The sequence below is a fragment of the Gardnerella piotii genome, from assembly GCF_049815665.1.
Classification (GTDB): Bacteria; Actinomycetota; Actinomycetes; order Actinomycetales; family Bifidobacteriaceae; genus Bifidobacterium; species Bifidobacterium piotii.
Map to the genome: position 1 here is coordinate 1,021,071 of NZ_CP187450.1, position 16,565 is coordinate 1,037,635.

Annotated in this window: 11 protein-coding genes, 1 tRNA gene and 1 pseudogene; 5 read left to right on the forward strand and 8 right to left on the reverse strand. The window is 38.2% G+C overall.

From position 1 onward, the window contains the following. Positions 1-11: 11 nt before the first annotated feature. From thrS to ACPEIW_RS04245, 5 genes are all read right to left on the reverse strand, one after another. Positions 12-2,042: a threonine--tRNA ligase gene (thrS, locus tag ACPEIW_RS04225; RefSeq protein ID WP_116285773.1), complete on the reverse strand. Its 2,031-nt coding sequence runs from the start codon at positions 2,040-2,042 to the stop codon at positions 12-14. A gap of 142 nt (positions 2,043-2,184) precedes the next feature. Then, on the reverse strand, positions 2,185-3,084 hold the full coding sequence (locus tag ACPEIW_RS04230; RefSeq protein WP_060785923.1) for a metal ABC transporter permease: 900 nt from the start codon (positions 3,082-3,084) through the stop codon (positions 2,185-2,187). Between the two features lie 2 nt (positions 3,085-3,086). Continuing rightward, a complete protein-coding gene (locus tag ACPEIW_RS04235; protein WP_116689494.1) occupies positions 3,087-4,019 on the reverse strand; it encodes a metal ABC transporter permease in 933 nt (310 codons plus the stop codon). After that, the gene (locus tag ACPEIW_RS04240) at positions 4,009-4,815 is read right to left on the reverse strand and encodes a metal ABC transporter ATP-binding protein (protein ID WP_425664415.1); all 807 of its coding nucleotides are present in this window, start codon (positions 4,813-4,815) and stop codon (positions 4,009-4,011) included. Before ACPEIW_RS04240 ends, ACPEIW_RS04235 begins: the two co-directional genes overlap by 11 nt. Positions 4,816-4,921: 106 nt before the next feature. After that, the gene (locus ACPEIW_RS04245; protein ID WP_425663227.1) at positions 4,922-6,106 is read right to left on the reverse strand and encodes a metal ABC transporter solute-binding protein, Zn/Mn family; all 1,185 of its coding nucleotides are present in this window, start codon (positions 6,104-6,106) and stop codon (positions 4,922-4,924) included. 396 nt (positions 6,107-6,502) lie between these two features. Here ACPEIW_RS04245 and ACPEIW_RS04250 point away from each other — a divergent pair, with 396 nt between their 5' ends. The 4 genes from ACPEIW_RS04250 to ACPEIW_RS04265 all read left to right on the forward strand — a co-directional run bounded on the left by ACPEIW_RS04250 (position 6,503) and on the right by ACPEIW_RS04265 (position 10,714). Beyond that, entirely contained in the window at positions 6,503-7,528 is a 1,026-nt protein-coding gene (locus tag ACPEIW_RS04250) for an ADP-dependent NAD(P)H-hydrate dehydratase (protein WP_425663229.1), read from the forward strand. A gap of 13 nt (positions 7,529-7,541) precedes the next feature. Further along, positions 7,542-8,258, forward strand: coding sequence for an HAD family hydrolase (locus ACPEIW_RS04255; protein ID WP_425663231.1), 717 nt, complete (start codon positions 7,542-7,544; stop codon positions 8,256-8,258). Between the two features lie 195 nt (positions 8,259-8,453). Further along, positions 8,454-9,386, forward strand: coding sequence for a LysR family transcriptional regulator (locus ACPEIW_RS04260; protein WP_016810868.1), 933 nt, complete (start codon positions 8,454-8,456; stop codon positions 9,384-9,386). A gap of 281 nt (positions 9,387-9,667) precedes the next feature. Continuing rightward, on the forward strand, positions 9,668-10,714 hold the full coding sequence (locus ACPEIW_RS04265) for a hypothetical protein (RefSeq protein WP_016635365.1): 1,047 nt from the start codon (positions 9,668-9,670) through the stop codon (positions 10,712-10,714). 67 nt (positions 10,715-10,781) lie between these two features. Here ACPEIW_RS04265 and ACPEIW_RS04270 read toward each other — a convergent pair whose 3' ends face one another. Next, positions 10,782-13,052, reverse strand: a complete 2,271-nt coding sequence (locus tag ACPEIW_RS04270; RefSeq protein WP_425663233.1) for a KAP family P-loop NTPase fold protein — start codon at positions 13,050-13,052, stop codon at positions 10,782-10,784. 360 nt (positions 13,053-13,412) lie between these two features. On the opposite strand from ACPEIW_RS04270, the pseudogene ACPEIW_RS04275 reads away from it, so the two are divergent. Then, a pseudogene (locus tag ACPEIW_RS04275) lies at positions 13,413-13,742 on the forward strand (transposase-like zinc-binding domain-containing protein); the annotation flags it as partial. A 117-nt stretch (positions 13,743-13,859) separates the two neighbouring features. Here the strand turns inward: ACPEIW_RS04275 and ACPEIW_RS04280 are convergent. Together ACPEIW_RS04280 and ACPEIW_RS04285 are read right to left on the reverse strand one after the other, a co-directional pair. Then, entirely contained in the window at positions 13,860-16,301 is a 2,442-nt protein-coding gene (locus ACPEIW_RS04280) for an SHIRT domain-containing protein (protein WP_425663236.1), read from the reverse strand. 88 nt (positions 16,302-16,389) lie between these two features. Then, positions 16,390-16,463, reverse strand: a tRNA-Arg gene (locus tag ACPEIW_RS04285). Positions 16,464-16,565 lie beyond the last annotated feature (102 nt).

Here is a 16,565-nt window from a genome sequence, read left to right on the forward strand (position 1 = left end):
CATCGCGAATGCTACTTTGTGTAGTGCTCAAAATCTTCTGCAGTATTTACTTGAACGCGCTGCTTAATAATGGACAAAATCCACTCTTTAGCTTGTGCAACAGGAATACCGTTCAATTGGCTACCATCGCGGAAGCGGAAGCTCACAGCATTGTTGTTCACATCCTCTTCGCCAGCAATCAAAGTGAAAGGCACCTTAGACTTAGAAGCGTTACGAATCTTCTTGCCAAAGCGATCGTCGGAGCTATCCATTTCGCAACGAACCATATTCTCTTCCAAATCGCTAATAAACTTTTGCAAATGCGGAGCGAACTCGTCTGCAACAGGAACACCAGTCACCTGAACTGGAGCCAACCATGCTGGGAACGCGCCTGCATAATGCTCAAGCAAAATAGCGAAGAAACGCTCAATAGAGCCGAAGAGTGCGCGGTGAATCATAACCGGGCGCTGGTGACTACCGTCAGCCGCAATGTACTCCAACTTAAAACGCTCAGGCAAGTTGAAGTCAAGCTGAATAGTAGAAACCTGCCAAGTGCGGCCGATTGCATCGCGAGCTTGCACAGAAATCTTAGGTCCGTAGAATGCAGCTCCACCTGGATCGTCCACGAGTTCCAAACCAGACTCCTTAGCAACTTCTGCCAAAGTGTTTGTTGCTTCTTCCCAAATCTCGTCGGAACCAACGAACTTGTGCTCATCCTTAGTGGAAAGCTCCAAGTAGAAGTCGTTCAAACCAAAGTCTTTAAGAAGACCAAGCACAAAGTTAAGCAAGCTCTTTAGCTCATCGCGCATCTGCTCACGAGTGCAGTAAATGTGCGAATCATCTTGAGTCAATCCGCGAACACGAGTCAAGCCATGCACAACGCCAGACTTTTCGTAGCGATACACGGTACCAAACTCAAACAAGCGCAAAGGAAGCTCGCGGTACGAACGCTGGCGAGACTTAAAGATCAAGTTATGCATTGGGCAGTTCATTGGCTTCAAGTAGTAGTCAGCACCCTGGCGAGTTACGTTACCGTTTTCGTCGCGCTCTTCGTCAAGCTTCATTGGAGGATACATGCCATCCTTGTACCACTGCAAGTGGCCAGAAGTCTCGTACAATCCGCCCTTAGTAATGTGAGGAGTTTGTACAAAGCTGTAATGATGCTTTCTGTGCTGCTCACGCGAATAATCTTCCATTGCGTTAATGATTGCAGCACCCTTTGGATGGAACACTGCCAAGCCTGGGCCAATCTCGTCTGGGAATGAGAACAAATCCATCTCTTGACCAAGCTTACGATGATCGCGCTTAGCAGCCTCTTCCATGCGAGTTGTGTAAGCCTTAAGCTCTTCCTTGCTAGGCCATGCAGTTCCGTAAATGCGCTGAAGCATAGGATTATGCTCCGAACCACGCCAGTAGGCTGCAGCAACACGCTCAAGCTTAAAAGCCTTAATATAACGCGTGTTTGGCAAATGCGGACCGCGGCACAAATCGCTCCAGACCTTGTTTCCTTCGCGATCCAAATTGTCGTACATGCTAAGCTCGTGTTTGCTGATTTCGCCAGCAGCAGCCGGATCAAGAGCAGCTTCTTTATCTCCAATCAACTCCAACTTATAAGGTTGATTTGCTTCTTCTTCGCGCGCTTCATCCTCTGTTACAACGCGGCGGCGGAAGCTTTGAGACTCTTTAATAATGCGCTGCATATGCTTTTCGATTTGCTTCAAATCGTCTGGCGTAAATGGAGTATCAACATCGAAATCGTAGTAGAAGCCGTCTTTAATTACAGGACCTACGCCCAACTTTGCGTCTGGTCGAATTTCTTGAACAGCTTGAGCCATCACGTGTGTAGCGGAATGACGCATGATTGCGATGCCATCTTCACTATCAAGTGCTACTGATTCCACGGTATCGCCGTTATGAAGAGGCGTGTACAAATCACGCAACTCGCCATTTAAACGCACGGCAATAATATTCTTATCTTCCGCGAAAAGTTCAACGCCAGTGAAGCTTGCATCCACCTCCTTGCGTTCCTCGTTTACGGTGATGGAGATGGTATTTTCAGCCATAATTGTCCTTTTCTATCGGGGTCTTGCGTTACTAATGTGCAGACCTGGACTTGTGTGGCGTCGATAAACTTACGCGATTAAACATAAATAAAACGCGCAAAAACGACGTCAATCGCACGCATTTTTCACGCGCAATTCTCTGTTACTCTAGAACAACAGAGCGACTTTTTAACAATGATTTTTTGCAAAAACCAGAATAAATCTCATGTATTTTCAAAAAGATGCTTTCACTAAGCTTTACAACTAAAAAGAAGCATCCAGCGCAAATCGCGATAGTTCCACCAGCAGAAAGTCTTAAAATCACAGCTAAGGCAAGTCCTAAAAGCGCTATAAAAATAGAAGACAATACGCACGCAAACACAAATTTGTTAATGGAACGCATTCTGCTTTTAAGTGCTGCTGCAGGAGCTGCGATTAAAGATACCGAAACAACAGTTCCAACAGCTGGAATAATTACCGAAACCGTAATGATTATTAGCGCAAGAACAATTCCTTGCATTAATCCACTTCTGCCACCTAATGCCTTGTAATTTGTTGGATCAAAAGAGCAATGAATCAAATTAGCACTGTTAAAACTCCACAATCCTAGTGCAAGAGCGAATGCAATAATCGCAAAAATCACGTCTGCAGGAGTGCAATTAAGCAATGACCCTGTTAAAAATCCTTCAATGCGCAATGGAAGAGGAGCAAACCACTTGTTCAAAAAGTAGCCGCTAGCAAAACCAACAGTAAGAGTTATTCCAGCAGAAGCTTGAGAAGATATGCCCTTTAGTTTAGAAAGCACATGCATCATAAAAGACAAAACAATACAAGCCAAAGCAGCGCCAATAAAAAGACCAATAGACAAAATGTTCTGGTCAATCGTATAAACAGATGTAACTACAACTCCGATTACAGCTCCTGGAAAAGCAGCGTGAGTTATAGACTCGGTGAAGAAAATACGCTGATTAAGCAAAGCCAAGGATCCAACAAAACCGCACAATGCTCCAACAGCGATTGCTTCTACAATCGGAAGAGCAATAATTTGCCAAATACTTACCATTATTACTTTCCACCAGCCTCTATTGCGCTAGACTTTTTCTTTTTAGAAAACACTAGCGCGTATGTAACTCTGTATAAGAATCTTAAAATCAAAACGACTACGAACATTGCGCAAATACTTAGTGCCACTGCAGCTTGCGGAGAAACTGGATGATCAAGTTCCAAGTTCATAGCGTACATGCCTAATAAAACGCCAGCAATACCAACAGAAACGCCAACAGCCACCATACGCCCAACAGTACGCGCAACCAATCTTGCGCTAGCTCCAGGAATAACAAGGTATCCAATAACAAGAAGTACGCCAACAGCCGAAGATGCAGAAACTACAACAGCTGCAATTGCAACGTTTAGAACAATATCTACAAGTAAAGTATTAACACCCATTAAAGGAGCACTAGCGCGGTCAAACGCAACAACAATCTGCTTCTTCCAAGTTAGCGCAAGCAATGCGATTGCAAATAAACAAATAAGCATTGCTTGAGTCATTCTATCGTCTGTAACATCTAGCAAACGTCCAAACATAAGTGATTCAAGCTGACCAGACATATCTCCCTTTTTAAGAGATATTACGATTCCAAGCGCAAAAAATGTTGTTAAAACTGTTGCAATTATTGACTCGTTGATTTTTTGAGACCTAGATGCCCACACAAGAGCAGCAACCAGAAAAATTGCACAAATCGAAGCTCCTGGAATGATTTGCCCAATTCCTCCATATAACGCTCCGACTACGATTCCAGGAAAAATCCCGTGAACCAAAGCCTCCGCATTAAACTCGGCGCATCTTAAGTTAACAAACACACCAACTATTCCGCTAGCAATTGCAAGAACAATAAGAAGGCAGAAAGGCCTAAAAATGTAGGGAGCAGACGCAATAAAGTCAAATCCTGGTATAGGCTCGAGGATTTTGCGCAAAGACTCAACCAATTCAGCTAGCATTGGATTCGTCTCCTAAAGATACGCTAGAAATGCTTGAATCAGTTGATGCATCTAACGAATCATTTAACGAATCATCTTTATTTGCTAATTGATTCAAAGTAAGACCCGCACTTGCAGCTGGCATACTCCCGCCATAAGCCAAAGATATGTTTTCTTTAGTCATGACTTTTCTAAGAGACCCAAAAGCCACTTGACGGCCAGCCAAAAGCAGAGCTTTTTCGCAAATCGCGTCCGCGATTACAAGGTCGTGAGTAGAGACAATAAACGAAATCCCATCTTCTTTAGCGGACTTCATAATATTGAGCAACTCTTTTCGATTCGGCTCATCTAATCCATTAAAAGGCTCGTCTAAAAGAATCAACGTAGGTCGCGCAACAATAGCGCGTGCAAGCAAAATGCGCTGGCGCTGACCTCCAGAAAGATCGCCAAATCGCACATCTGCCCTATTTAGCAAACCAACATGATTAAGAGCGCTCTCAACAGCTTTTTTCTGGCTCTTTTTAAGCAAACCCAGGAATCCAGTTTGCCTGCTTAAGCCCATTGCTACAACTTGACGAGCGGTGATTGGAAAAGTCAAATCCAAATCAACTTGTTGAGGAACGTAGCCTATAGAAACCGTTTTTGGCATTGTTAAGCTTCCGCTGCTTACTCGCACAATACCAATAATCGCCTGCAAAAACGTTGTTTTTCCAGAACCATTAGGCCCAATCAAAGCTAAAGCCTCTCCAGCTTCTACACTTCCGTTAAGACCAGTTACAACAGTTTTATAACCGTACGCTAAGTCGCAATCTTTCATTGCGAGAACGCTCTTATTCACTATAAATTAGCCTTCTTTTAACTACTTTTGTAACTACTTTTGTAGTGATTTATGATTTTCAGCTACTTATGTAGCTACCTATTAACTACTTTTTCAACGCAGCTTTTACAGATTCTGGAAGGTCTGGAACTTTGCCATCCCAAGCCTTAACAAGAGTCTGAACATTGTGAACAATGGAACCAATATAAGTCTCGCCAGCAGAGCCAACAGGGCCAAGAGAATCGCCGTAAAGCGCATCGTCGCCAATAATCGCCTTTACTCCTGCAGCAGCAGCAACAGCCTTGATTGACTTGGAATTGTTGGAGTTTTCGGCAAAGATTGCTACAGCACCAGACTTTTTAACAGCTTCCGCAGCTTCCTTAATATGGTCTGCAGTTGCGTCTTGCTGACTGTTGAAGTCGGAAAGCGCTGCGCCAATAAACTTAACATTGTAGTCGCGCGAGAAGTATCCGAATGCGTCGTGCGAAGTAAATAGAACGCGATGTTCCTGCGGCACACTGTTCAAAGCTTCCGTAGCCCAAGAGTCCAAATCAGTAAGCGACTTAACAAACTTTTCAACATGCTCGTCGAAGATTGACTTGCTTTCTGGAAGAGCCTTTCCAAGGAAGTTACCAATATTCTTGACTTGAATCATAGTGTTCTTCGTGCTGGTCCAAATATGTGGATCATACTGGAATTCTGGCTCCTTCTCGCCTTCTTCTGGTGGGAATGGCCACTTTTCGGCATGAACCTTTTCAACACCGCGGTCAATCTTGTAAGGAAGATTCTTTTCTTTAGCAGCTTGCGCTTTGGAATCCTTGATTTCGTCTGCGGTAAGAATGCCCGAAGTTACACCCATTGTGCCCTTAAATCCAGTTGCTTTTACAGCCTGATCTAAGAAGTGCTCAAGATCTACTCCAGAAACAAGCATTAAATCTGCTTTAGAAAGCGCTTTGGATTGCGCTGGCGTCATCTCGTGCTCGTGAGCAGATGCGTTTGGAGCAAGCAAGCAAGTGAGGTTGATTGTTGACTTTGCTTTGTTTGCTGGCGCGCCAATCACAGACTTTTTGCCTTGAGAATCCGTTTTATTAAGGCTTAATCCAGATTTTGCATCTGCAGTGGATGCAATTTGAGTTACGTAATCGCAGATTTGCGTGGTTGTTGCAACTACGTTTACTTGATTGCCGTTAGTCTTTTGATTTGCTGTTTTAGATGTAGATCCACATGCGCACAAGCCAACAGTTAGCAAAGCGGCGGTGGCTGCGGTGGCAAAAATTCGTGCAGTTTTCACTATTTTCCTTTCCGGAATCTATGAATTCACATTATTGAAATTCACATCATTCATTATTGCAATTTTTCTTGTTTTTCCTTAAGCACTTTAACTTGTGCTATCTTTGTTTAATCTTGTAATTAGGAAAGATTATCGTTAGCAATAACGTTTTAAGCATAGAGAAAATAAAAAGCTTGGTCAATAAAATCACAAAAAATTATCGGAATTTTTTATAAAACAGCGTGTCGCAATTTTTTTGTTTGATATAATTGCGATTTTTCTTGCGACCTTTCTTGCGATTTGCCAATAAATGATGTATATAGAATGCAAATATGTGTATAGAATGAAAAATGTCACTAATATCAAGCAACAATCGAATATAATCAACAATCGCATATATTCACTAGAATCGTAAATATGACTCCACTTCTAAACACAGCCAGTATAGATGCAAAAGATGCTAGCAAATGCTTAAAAAAGCCAAACGAATCGAGCAATAAGTACTCTAGAGGCGTTCTTGGATTAGTAACAGGATCAAACGCATACCCAGGAGCGGCCGTTTTAAGCACAAAATCCGCATCACGCAGCAACATTGGCATGGTTCGCTACGCGGGGCCACTTAAAGCGCAAAATCTTGTTTTACAAGCAGTTCCAGAAGCCGTTGTTTCGGATTGCTTGCAAGGAAAAGTCAACGCTATAACTGTTGGATCTGGAATCCCAGATTATGAGCATTGCAATGATGATTCAACAAAATCGCAACGAGACTATATTTTAGACTTGCTTAAACCATATAGCGCACATAGTGCAGAAAATCAAGAAAACACAAACCTACCGCCCGTATGCGTAGACGCTGGAGCGCTTGATTTATTGCCTAAAAAAGTTTGTGAAAAAGTTGTTTTAACTCCACATGCTTTAGAATTAAGCAAGCTATTAAAACGTTATAACCTTGATTTTAGCGCGGAAAATATTGCAAAAAATCCTATAGAATTCGCTCAAAAAGCGGCAAATCTTACTGAAGCAACTGTTCTTCTTAAAGGATCCACCACTGTTGTTGCATCTGCAGAAAGTTTGAACTTGCCAATATTTACTTGCACATATGGCCCATCTTGGCTTGCGACCGCTGGGTCTGGAGATGTTCTTGCGGGTATTTTAGGCGCACTTCTTGCGCAGAATAATTGCGAACTAAATCAAAATGCAAACTACGCATTAATCGCAGCGAGCGCGGCCGTAATCCATGGATTGGCTGCAAATTTAGCTGCAAGGTCGTATGAAAAGTCGTATGCAAATTTGACCGAAAATTTGACTGCAAAGTCGTATGAAAAAAGCGTTTACAATAATTGCGCAAATTACGAAAATCGCGAAAATATGGAGCATCCAATAGTCGCAAGCGATATTATTTATGCATTGCCTTACACTCTTGGATTTTTAATGAATCTTGATTAGTGAAAGAAGAAAGATGACAAGCGAAAATATCAACACAAATATCAACACAAATATCAACACAAATATCAACACAAATATCAACACAAATGCAGAATCTGTTGAAATTCACGACGTAATGTTCGATTATTGCAAAGTTTTGCTCGAGTGGAATTGCAGGAATTGCTTGCAAAAACAGTTCCCAGATTTGGTAGACACGATTTGCCCTAATGGCACTTTTGGAAAAGACGATTTGGCTGGATTTTATGAGTTTGAAGACCGCATGGACGGCGGAGAGCTGCTAAAAGACCTTTTGCCAGAATACGAGAGGCGATTTGGCAAGGAGCTTAGCAACGCTTTTCAATGGTATTGCGCACACTACGATCAAGTTCTTACGCGAATGATGCCTGGAATAGTCGATTTGTTGCACGATTTGCGCAAAGCTGGGTACGGAGTTTGGGGATTGACTAACTGGTCTAAAGAAACTTTCCCACTAGCATTGCGTAAATTCCCAGAACTAAACACGCTTTTGCAGGGAACGGTTATTTCTGGCGTTGAGCATTTGCATAAGCCACAGCCCGAGATTTTTGAGCTTGCTATGAGCAGATTTGGGTTAAAACCGCAAACAACTGTTTTCTTCGACGATAAGCCAGTAAATATTGATGGCGCGCATAACGTTGGAATGCATGGGTTTGTTTTTACTACAGCGCAAAAAGCTAGAGAGGATTTGGAATCGCTAGGCGTTAGATTATAGGCGTTAGATTGCAGGCGTTAGTTTATAAGCATTAATCCAAAGTCGTAAGTTTGTAGGCATTAAATTATTAGACTATAAGCGTTAGGCGCAAGATTATAGGCGTTAGTTTATAGTTGTTATAGTTGTAATAGTTGGAAATAGTCAAGTATAAAAAATAGTCAAGTATAAATCCCAAAAATCGGAAGGCTCTTAATAATGACGCTGCTGCAATTAAAGTACATTGTGAAAATCGTAGAGTGCGGATCTATGAACGAAGCTTCGCACGAACTTTATGTTTCACAACCAGCGTTAAGCTCTTCCGTAAAAGAGCTAGAGCGAGAGCTTGGAATTGAGATTTTTACTAGATCTTCTCAAGGAATTGCATTAACGGTTGACGGAGCTGAGTTTTTAACATACGCGCGCCAAGTTTTAGACCAGGCAGATCTGCTTGAAGAGCGCTACAACAGCACTAAGCCTAGAAAACAGCTTTGCAGCGTTGCAACTCAGCACTACATGTTTGCTGTTGAAGCTTTTGTAGACATGATTCGCAGCATTGATTCTAACGAGTACGAGTTTTCTTTAAGGGAGACTCGCACAAAGAACATTATTAATCAAGTGACTTCAATGCGCGCAGACCTTGGATTGCTTTATCTTTCCGACTACAACAAAGATGTTATTGGAAAGATGCTTCGAGAAAAGCATCTTGAGTTTCATCCACTTTTCCGCGCTAATTTGCACGTTTTTATTTCTAGGAATAATCCGCTCGCAAATCGCAAGAAGCTTACTTTGGATGATTTACGACCATATCCGTTTATTCAGTATGAACAGGGAGAGGATGGTAGCTTCTTCTTTACAGAGGAAGCAGTTTGGCCTCAGCACCCGCCTAAAAAGATTAATGTTACAGACCGCGCAACCATTTTGAACTTTATTATTGGTCTTAATGGTTTTACGATTTGCACTGGAATCGACAATGGCGACTTGAATAACGAGAAAATCGTGACCATTCCGCTGGATTGCGAAGAAACAATGCTTGTTGGGTGGATTAAGAATGAGCGCACGAATCTTTCCCCTGCAGCGCTTGCGTATCTTTCTCAACTCGAATCTGTGCTAATTAAACACGGGTATCAAGTAATAAGTAGAGCTAAGTAGACAGCTACGCGTAGCACTATGCGATAAAACCACGCGATTTAGAGAATCAACACGCATGTAGAACTAGCAACACACATACGTGAAAAGTGAAGGTGTGTGTGCTTGATGGGATTTGATACAAACTAATCTTAATGAGCTTATAAATTTTTCTAATCCGAAGACTAAAAAAATATTTAATATACATCTATTCACAAAATAAGCAAAATGCTACTAAACTGTGAAAGTAATAATAAAAACAGTAGAAAAATATATCAAATATTTACAGTAGAGAAAGATATTCTATGAATAACAATGATGTTTCTGCCAAGAACAGCAATATACAAAAAACTCAGATTATAAATAACAGCACAACATCATACGATAAGAATACAAGTAACATGTCTAACAAACAAAATAGTGTAAAAAATCCAAAAAATACAAAATCTAAAAAACTTAAACATATACTACTAACTATATTAATAATCTTTTTAGCAGCTGGGGTCATAGGTTCGATTCAGCAAAATAAACCAAACAACACTAAAACCAAACTAAGTGCATTGGAATGTAAAAATATAGCAAAAAACTATGTAGTTGACGACTTTTTGTCCTTGAACGCTATTAAGAAAAAGATGACAACTTCCGAATGCTCTGCGAAAGATTCCGAATCTGCTATAAATTATTTGGACGACACTTACGATTTCAACAATGTGGCAGTAAGAAAATTAAGGCTACTTGTAGAAGATGATAATAATTTAACTGAAGAAGACGCAAAGTCAAAACTTGAAGACCTTAAGTTTGATGAAGCAGAAATAGAATTTGCTATAAATCATTACTCAGACAAAATCTGCTCCGTAAAAAAGAATGACTTATCTTGCGAAGTTGAGAAGGACTCAATTTTTGCCCAAAAAGATAAAGATGACAAATCCAAGGATTCCAAAGACAATAATAAAAATAAACCAGAGTCGTCTTCAAATGGGGATTCTGACAATAAAAATCAAACTAACACTAACAAAACAGGCACAAAAAAGAATCCAACAAACAAATCATCTGTAGATAATTCCAATTCAAATTCTACGCAATCTGAAAATAGGAACGCAGAAGAACAGCAAGATAATCAACAACCTGCCCAAGCACCAGTTCAGCAGCAGGCGCCAGCACCTACCCCACAACCAGCTCCCGTTCCTCAGCAACAACCTCAGCAGCAGCCTCAACAACAGCAACTTCCTCTAGTACATCCTGGAAGCTTCTGCTCTACTTCTGGACAACAAGGAGTGACTATACGAGGAACTCTTATGATGTGTAAGGAAGGAGTAAACGACGGAAGATTGCGCTGGCGCAAAGTACGGTAGTATGTTGTTATGTATTAAGTTTCCGTACAGCGCTGTAATGAAACTTAATACATAACTGTACACATACTTAATTACTCTTACTTTCAGATTTCCACTTTTCTATGAGTTGCAGAGCTTCTCGCTCATACGCATGGTGAAAGTCATCACTATTATTTTCATAATTCAATACAAACGACGCTAATTTTATTTGTTCTTCTTTAGTAAATTCACACAAATGATTTTTAGCGAAATCTTTAATTTCATTGTAAAGATCTTTTCTAGAAATGTAACCTGAGTAACTTTCTAAATTAAAATCCCATCCATAATCATTCGAGTCACGGAAGAAATATGCTTTAGTGCATATAAATTTAAGCTTACTGACTTTATCATTAAATAGTTTTTTAACATAATTTTCAGCTCCTTCTTTATCAAGATCTTCCCACAAATAAAATGCTTTACTAAATCTTCCTATATTTATCATATTTTCAGATTTTGAAATGAGCTCAATTTTGTCTATATAAATTTTTTCAAGATATTCTAAATGCTTTAAGCTAACGAATTGCAAATCCGTACGTTCGGTTTTATTACCAAATCTCCCAAATGCCATTTCTTCTTGGTTAAGAATATCTGCAATAAGTCCAATATTAGATTTATTAGAATTCTTAAGAATAGAATAAATTATTTCATAACGTTTACATTCAGAGTCTATTGTTTTAATAAAACAGAGTACAAATTTAAGTACTGAATCAGAAATATTATTTATCTTATTTCTTTCTGTTACTTTATTTACAAATTCTCCATACAAATTTACAAGCGTAAATGCAACGAACTTAAAACGCTCATAATGTTCTTTGTCAAACAATGACTCCATGTTTCTTAACAAATAGTCAAGGTTGCCTTGTGAATTAATATTTTTAACAGTACTAATTAAAAGATTTTTATCATATTTATACAAGCAATCATAAATTTTCTCTCTTGAAACCTTAATTCTATTCATGTCAAACATAAAATATAAATCGAATTTTTCAACAGATGAGATGCGATTATCTCTTAAAAGTTGCAAATCATCTGGATGAGAATATTCGCCAATGTAATGAATCGACCTAGCAAATGAAGGAAACATCAATATAATCATTTGCATAGATGATTCTGAATTTAATCCAAGCTGTTTGAATTCATTTTTATAGTATTCATAAGTTCTTTTTTCATATTTTCTTAAATCGTCATATGATTGTGGTCCACATACATAGATTGCATTATCAATAATCCATTCATATAATTTAGGCTCGAAAATTTCTATAGCAGTAATAGCTAATAAATCAACAAATGATGTTTCCTTCCATAAAGCGCCATATTTGAATTGGAACGCGTTAAGTAATCTATTAATATCTCTTATATTTTTAATATAAGGATTTACGCAATATTCAAGCACTTTTTCAAAATAATTATTGTTTTCAAATTCTTCTTCACAATCATTTTTGTGTATAACTTTACTGAGTCTACCTTTTAGTATTTCAGGCAATAGTGATCTATCAATTTCAGGAACTTCAAAAGAAACTTGAACAATTTTCTTTAAATATTCATCTCCGTCAATATTGTGATATTCAGACAAAGCATTGCAAACAATTTCCCTATCCATTGTAAGGACATAAATTATGCTTGGAAAATCGCCTACTTGCTTAACCAATTGGAAAATATCTTTAATCTGAGGAGTGGTCAATCTATCTATATCATCGATAAAAACAATAATTTTGTGGTTAAAATCTTCTAGCGCCTTACACAGTTTCTCTTTAGCTTCATACAAACTAGGAGCTTGCATCAATTTGGCTCCTTTTGATTTGGAAATAGTTTTCAATATAGGAGCAATTGCAGGCCCAGCTACTGGAATAAATGATAAAACGTCAATAATATCGGAATATTGACTTATAGCCTTTCCGATTTTTCCTTTATTCTCTTCTCCCTTAGCAACACCTAATTTATTCTTCAATTCATTGAAAAATAAGCTAATCAAATTGTTCTTGTCGGAATAATTCCATGGTGAGAATTTAATAACTATTGGATAATAACATTGATTTTCTTCTTTAATTTTTTGTGAAGTAAAAATTTTTTTGATTCTTTTGTATACTCTTGAATACCATTTTTCATTCTCTATTTTTTGGGCTTCGACTACTGGAATTTCGGATATTGCCATGTTAATAATAGATGTCTTGCCACTACCCCACTTTCCATACAATCCGATTACAAGACCATCTTTGCTATCATATTCACAAATCGATTTTCCAAATTGTTTGGCAAAATCAGATCTTCCCAACAAATCTTCATCAGCTTTTTCAATAGGTTTATCTGCAACGTAGCTCATATACTTTCTCCCCTACTCATTCAATTTCAATATTTTTTAGAATCATTTACATTCTAATCATTTATACAAATTATTCTTTTAACTAATCCCGACAATATTAGGTATTTTAAAAGATTGAATTATAAGGTTATAAACACAAAAATTTGAAAACACTACTACATAAAATACAAACTGGGGGGTTATAGGTCAAAAAGTGTGTAAGAAATCATGTCTTAAGCCTTGCAATACAAGCGTTTTGCGGTAATCGAATCTGTTTTCTGCACATTCGCCACCTGGACAAAAAGTGTGTAAAAAATAAGCTCATAAGCCTTATGGCAGTAGGGCTCGTGGTATATCGAATGTGGGTTATTCTTCATTTGTATGAATAACCCACTATGCAATAACTGTCATCATAAAATGAGCAAGAATGGTCACACCAATGCTGGCACTACTAGATACCGTTGTTCTAACTGCGGAACTTCTAAAAGTAGGGCGTATGATAAACAATCAAACGATTTAACAGTTAGTTTAAATTGGCTTTTATCTAATAAAACTCAAGATAAGTATTCATACGACTTCTCAGCCCGTATACTACGACGTAAAAATAAGCTTTTATGGGACTTATGGCCACAAGTACCATTCGTGGATGAAGTTTATGATTACATTCATGTTGATGGTATTCATTTAGGACGTAACGCTGTAATACAAGTAATTATCAAAAAGCCAAGCTGACTAATTCTATTTCCAGAATATTCATCAGCTTAGCTTTACACACCTTTTGGCCTATAAACCCTCTATCAACAGATAGAGGCATTCAACTATTAAACATTAATCTTTTCGTTTACTTACTTGAAGCAGAACACCCATCGCAACTAATACACTTCCCATCAACACTAAGCTACTAACGGTCGTTCCTGTCCGTGGTAAAGCGGCTTTGTGCTGTGGTTGCGTCTCTGGCTTTGGCTGCGGCTGTGACTGTGGCTGCGTATCTGACTGCAGCTCTGTCTTAGGTTCTGACTGCAACTGCGACTCTGTCTGCGGTTGAGACTGCTGCTCTTGCTGCGACTCCTGCTCTTGCTCTGGCACTGTCTCTGGCTTCGGCTGTGACTCCTGCTCTGGCTCTGGCTCTGGATTTGATTTTGTTTTTTCTTTTACTGTCACTGTCGCTTGTTTTGTTGCAGTTGCTCCTTTGCTATCTGCTACTTTATATGTAATTTTATATGTGCCGACTTTGTTATTGTCAAAACCACCTTTATCTACTATTTCTACTTTTTCTCTTAAGTCACCGTCTTCTTTATCTGTTGCACTTATTATTAAGTCTTTAAGGTTTAGAGTTTCTCCTACAGTTATTTCGGCGTCTTTTACTTGTAGATTTGGTGCTTCGTCTAGGGTAGATAGAGGTTTTATGCTAGTAAATTTCCATGTTCCTGTGAATGTTAAATCTTTATCTTCTACTGTTTGCTCTTCAGTATCATATCCTATGAATGTCCATTTCCCTCCGTCTACTGATATTTCTTTTTGCGTTGGGTCAGCTGGAGTTATTTTTTCGCCTTTTTTATATGTATTTTCATTTTTTGGCAGTAAGTTTGTGACTTTGTCTGGTAAGTTTTTGCCATCTTCTGATTTGAAATTATAGGTTACTTTATGTTTTAAACCAGCATTAAAGTCTACGACTATTCTTGTTTTTTTGTCACTACTATCTAAAAGACCAACTGTAAATTCCTGATTTTCTTTTTCGTTATAGTATTTTTCATCTAAGCTTTTTGATTTTAAAATATATTTTCCTGGTTCTAAATAAAGATGATTATTTTTTTCGTAATAGCCTTGATCGTCTATTGTAGTTTTTTCCATCATTTTTTCTATAGAATTAATAGTATCTTCTTTTTCATTCGCACGAGAATGATTAGGTTTAATAGCAGATTTAACTAAAACCTCTTTATTATCTTCTACACGGTAAAGATCAAAACTATTATCTAAAGGAGTTTTTTTATCTTCTTTAAATTGACGAACAACAATCTCTGTTGGTAGGGCACGATAAGTGAGATAGTAATGTTTTGTAGTCAACATATTTCTATCGTTATCATAGCCATAAGTTAAATAATGATTGCCTTTTTCTTTCGTTGTAGCGTCATCTTTTTTAAATTCTTTTGTTTTTGGCTTATCTATATCATTATCACAGTAAATATATCCTGGAATTGTTTTTGCTTTCAGCTGATCTAAAGTAGGTCTTTTTATGCTACTTTTATCTTCTTGATAAGACAATAAAGGAGTGGACAATCTAGCTTTGTAAACCGGATTATTTCCAAAAAGAGCTTTATCTGTTTTAACAATGCCAAGCATATCTTTTAAATCAAGTTTTCTAAAAGGTTCATTAGAAAAGGAATCTTTATCTTTTTCACTTCTTTCCTTTAGAGGTGAAGATAGTTTTTGATTTGTTAATTTTCTATAACTACTATCATCTACAAAGTGAAAATCTGCATCTACAGAAGTTACAAAAAATTTAAATATAGTATTTCCTTCTCCATATCTATCTACATAAAAAACTTGCGATAGTGCATCGTCTTCTTTAGTTACTTGATAGCTAACTCTGACAAAGGCACGAGTTTGTTTTGGATTTACTTTAAATTTAGTTTCCTCTTTTAAATTTTCTCCAAGGACTTTTTTATTTACCAAAAGAGAAAATGGCGTTTCGGCATATTTACCTTCATTAAAAGAAATTTTATTACCTTCTTCTAGAGTGTTAAAAGCGTGATAAACTGCTCCAACTTGTGCTCTTGCAAGGCCTACATTTCTTTTTGGTAAAAAGATAAAGTAATCAACTGTTCCTTCTTGTGGATACCAATCTACAAATCTCCATCCTATTAATGTTAATTGTTTGGTATCTTTTCCTTTAGGGTTAAAGTCTTTTCCTTTTGGAGTGAAATAAATTTTTACTTTATCGTCTTTTTCTGCTTCAGCTTTTTGCAATTCTTCATCTGAAAAAACTTCTGGATAGAGATTTTCTAAAGTTTTTTCAGCCATAAGGTCATAATAGCCTTCTTCATCTTTAGTCAAAGGATTAGTTCTGTTTTCAGAATCTGCGGTATGGTGACTTTCTAATCCATTCCTTAAATCATTATCTTCACCCACCATGTCAGCGTGAGCAAGTGTCGCTTGAGATAGAGCCATTCCAGAGAACAAAATTCCAACCACCACAACTGCCACCACAGCAGAAACGAGATGTTGTCCGAGCTTACGCAAACTATAACGATTAACTTTCTCAGGTTGCATAAGATAGCCTCTTTTTCTCAATTAATTAATCAATCACTTTTGATAACAACCATTATAAAAAAAAACGCGGCAAAAACCGCGTGTATCGTGCGCCAGACAGGATTCGAACCTGCAACCTTCTGATCCGTAGTCAGATGCTCTAATCCGTTGGGCTACTGGCGCATGTTCTCCAAAAACTTGGAACTTTAACTTTCCGTTGTTTTTGGCAACTTGACTAATATACAACCATCTTTACAAAAACACAAACCCTGGCGTGTCGCCAAC

Bases quoted from the DNA above. Each gene is read 5' to 3' on its own strand.
- thrS (WP_116285773.1), bottom strand. From the start codon at position 2,042: ATGGCTGAAAATACCATCTCCATCACCGTAAACGAGGAACGCAAGGAG.
- ACPEIW_RS04230 (WP_060785923.1), bottom strand. From the start codon at position 3,084: ATGGTAAGTATTTGGCAAATTATTGCTCTTCCGATTGTAGAAGCAATC.
- ACPEIW_RS04235 (WP_116689494.1), bottom strand. From the start codon at position 4,019: ATGCTAGCTGAATTGGTTGAGTCTTTGCGCAAAATCCTCGAGCCTATA.
- ACPEIW_RS04240 (WP_425664415.1), bottom strand. From the start codon at position 4,815: ATGAAAGATTGCGACTTAGCGTACGGTTATAAAACTGTTGTAACTGGT.
- ACPEIW_RS04250 (WP_425663229.1), top strand. From the start codon at position 6,503: ATGACTCCACTTCTAAACACAGCCAGTATAGATGCAAAAGATGCTAGC.
- ACPEIW_RS04255 (WP_425663231.1), top strand. From the start codon at position 7,542: ATGACAAGCGAAAATATCAACACAAATATCAACACAAATATCAACACA.
- ACPEIW_RS04260 (WP_016810868.1), top strand. From the start codon at position 8,454: ATGACGCTGCTGCAATTAAAGTACATTGTGAAAATCGTAGAGTGCGGA.
- ACPEIW_RS04265 (WP_016635365.1), top strand. From the start codon at position 9,668: ATGAATAACAATGATGTTTCTGCCAAGAACAGCAATATACAAAAAACT.
- ACPEIW_RS04270 (WP_425663233.1), bottom strand. From the start codon at position 13,052: ATGAGCTACGTTGCAGATAAACCTATTGAAAAAGCTGATGAAGATTTG.
- ACPEIW_RS04280 (WP_425663236.1), bottom strand. From the start codon at position 16,301: ATGCAACCTGAGAAAGTTAATCGTTATAGTTTGCGTAAGCTCGGACAA.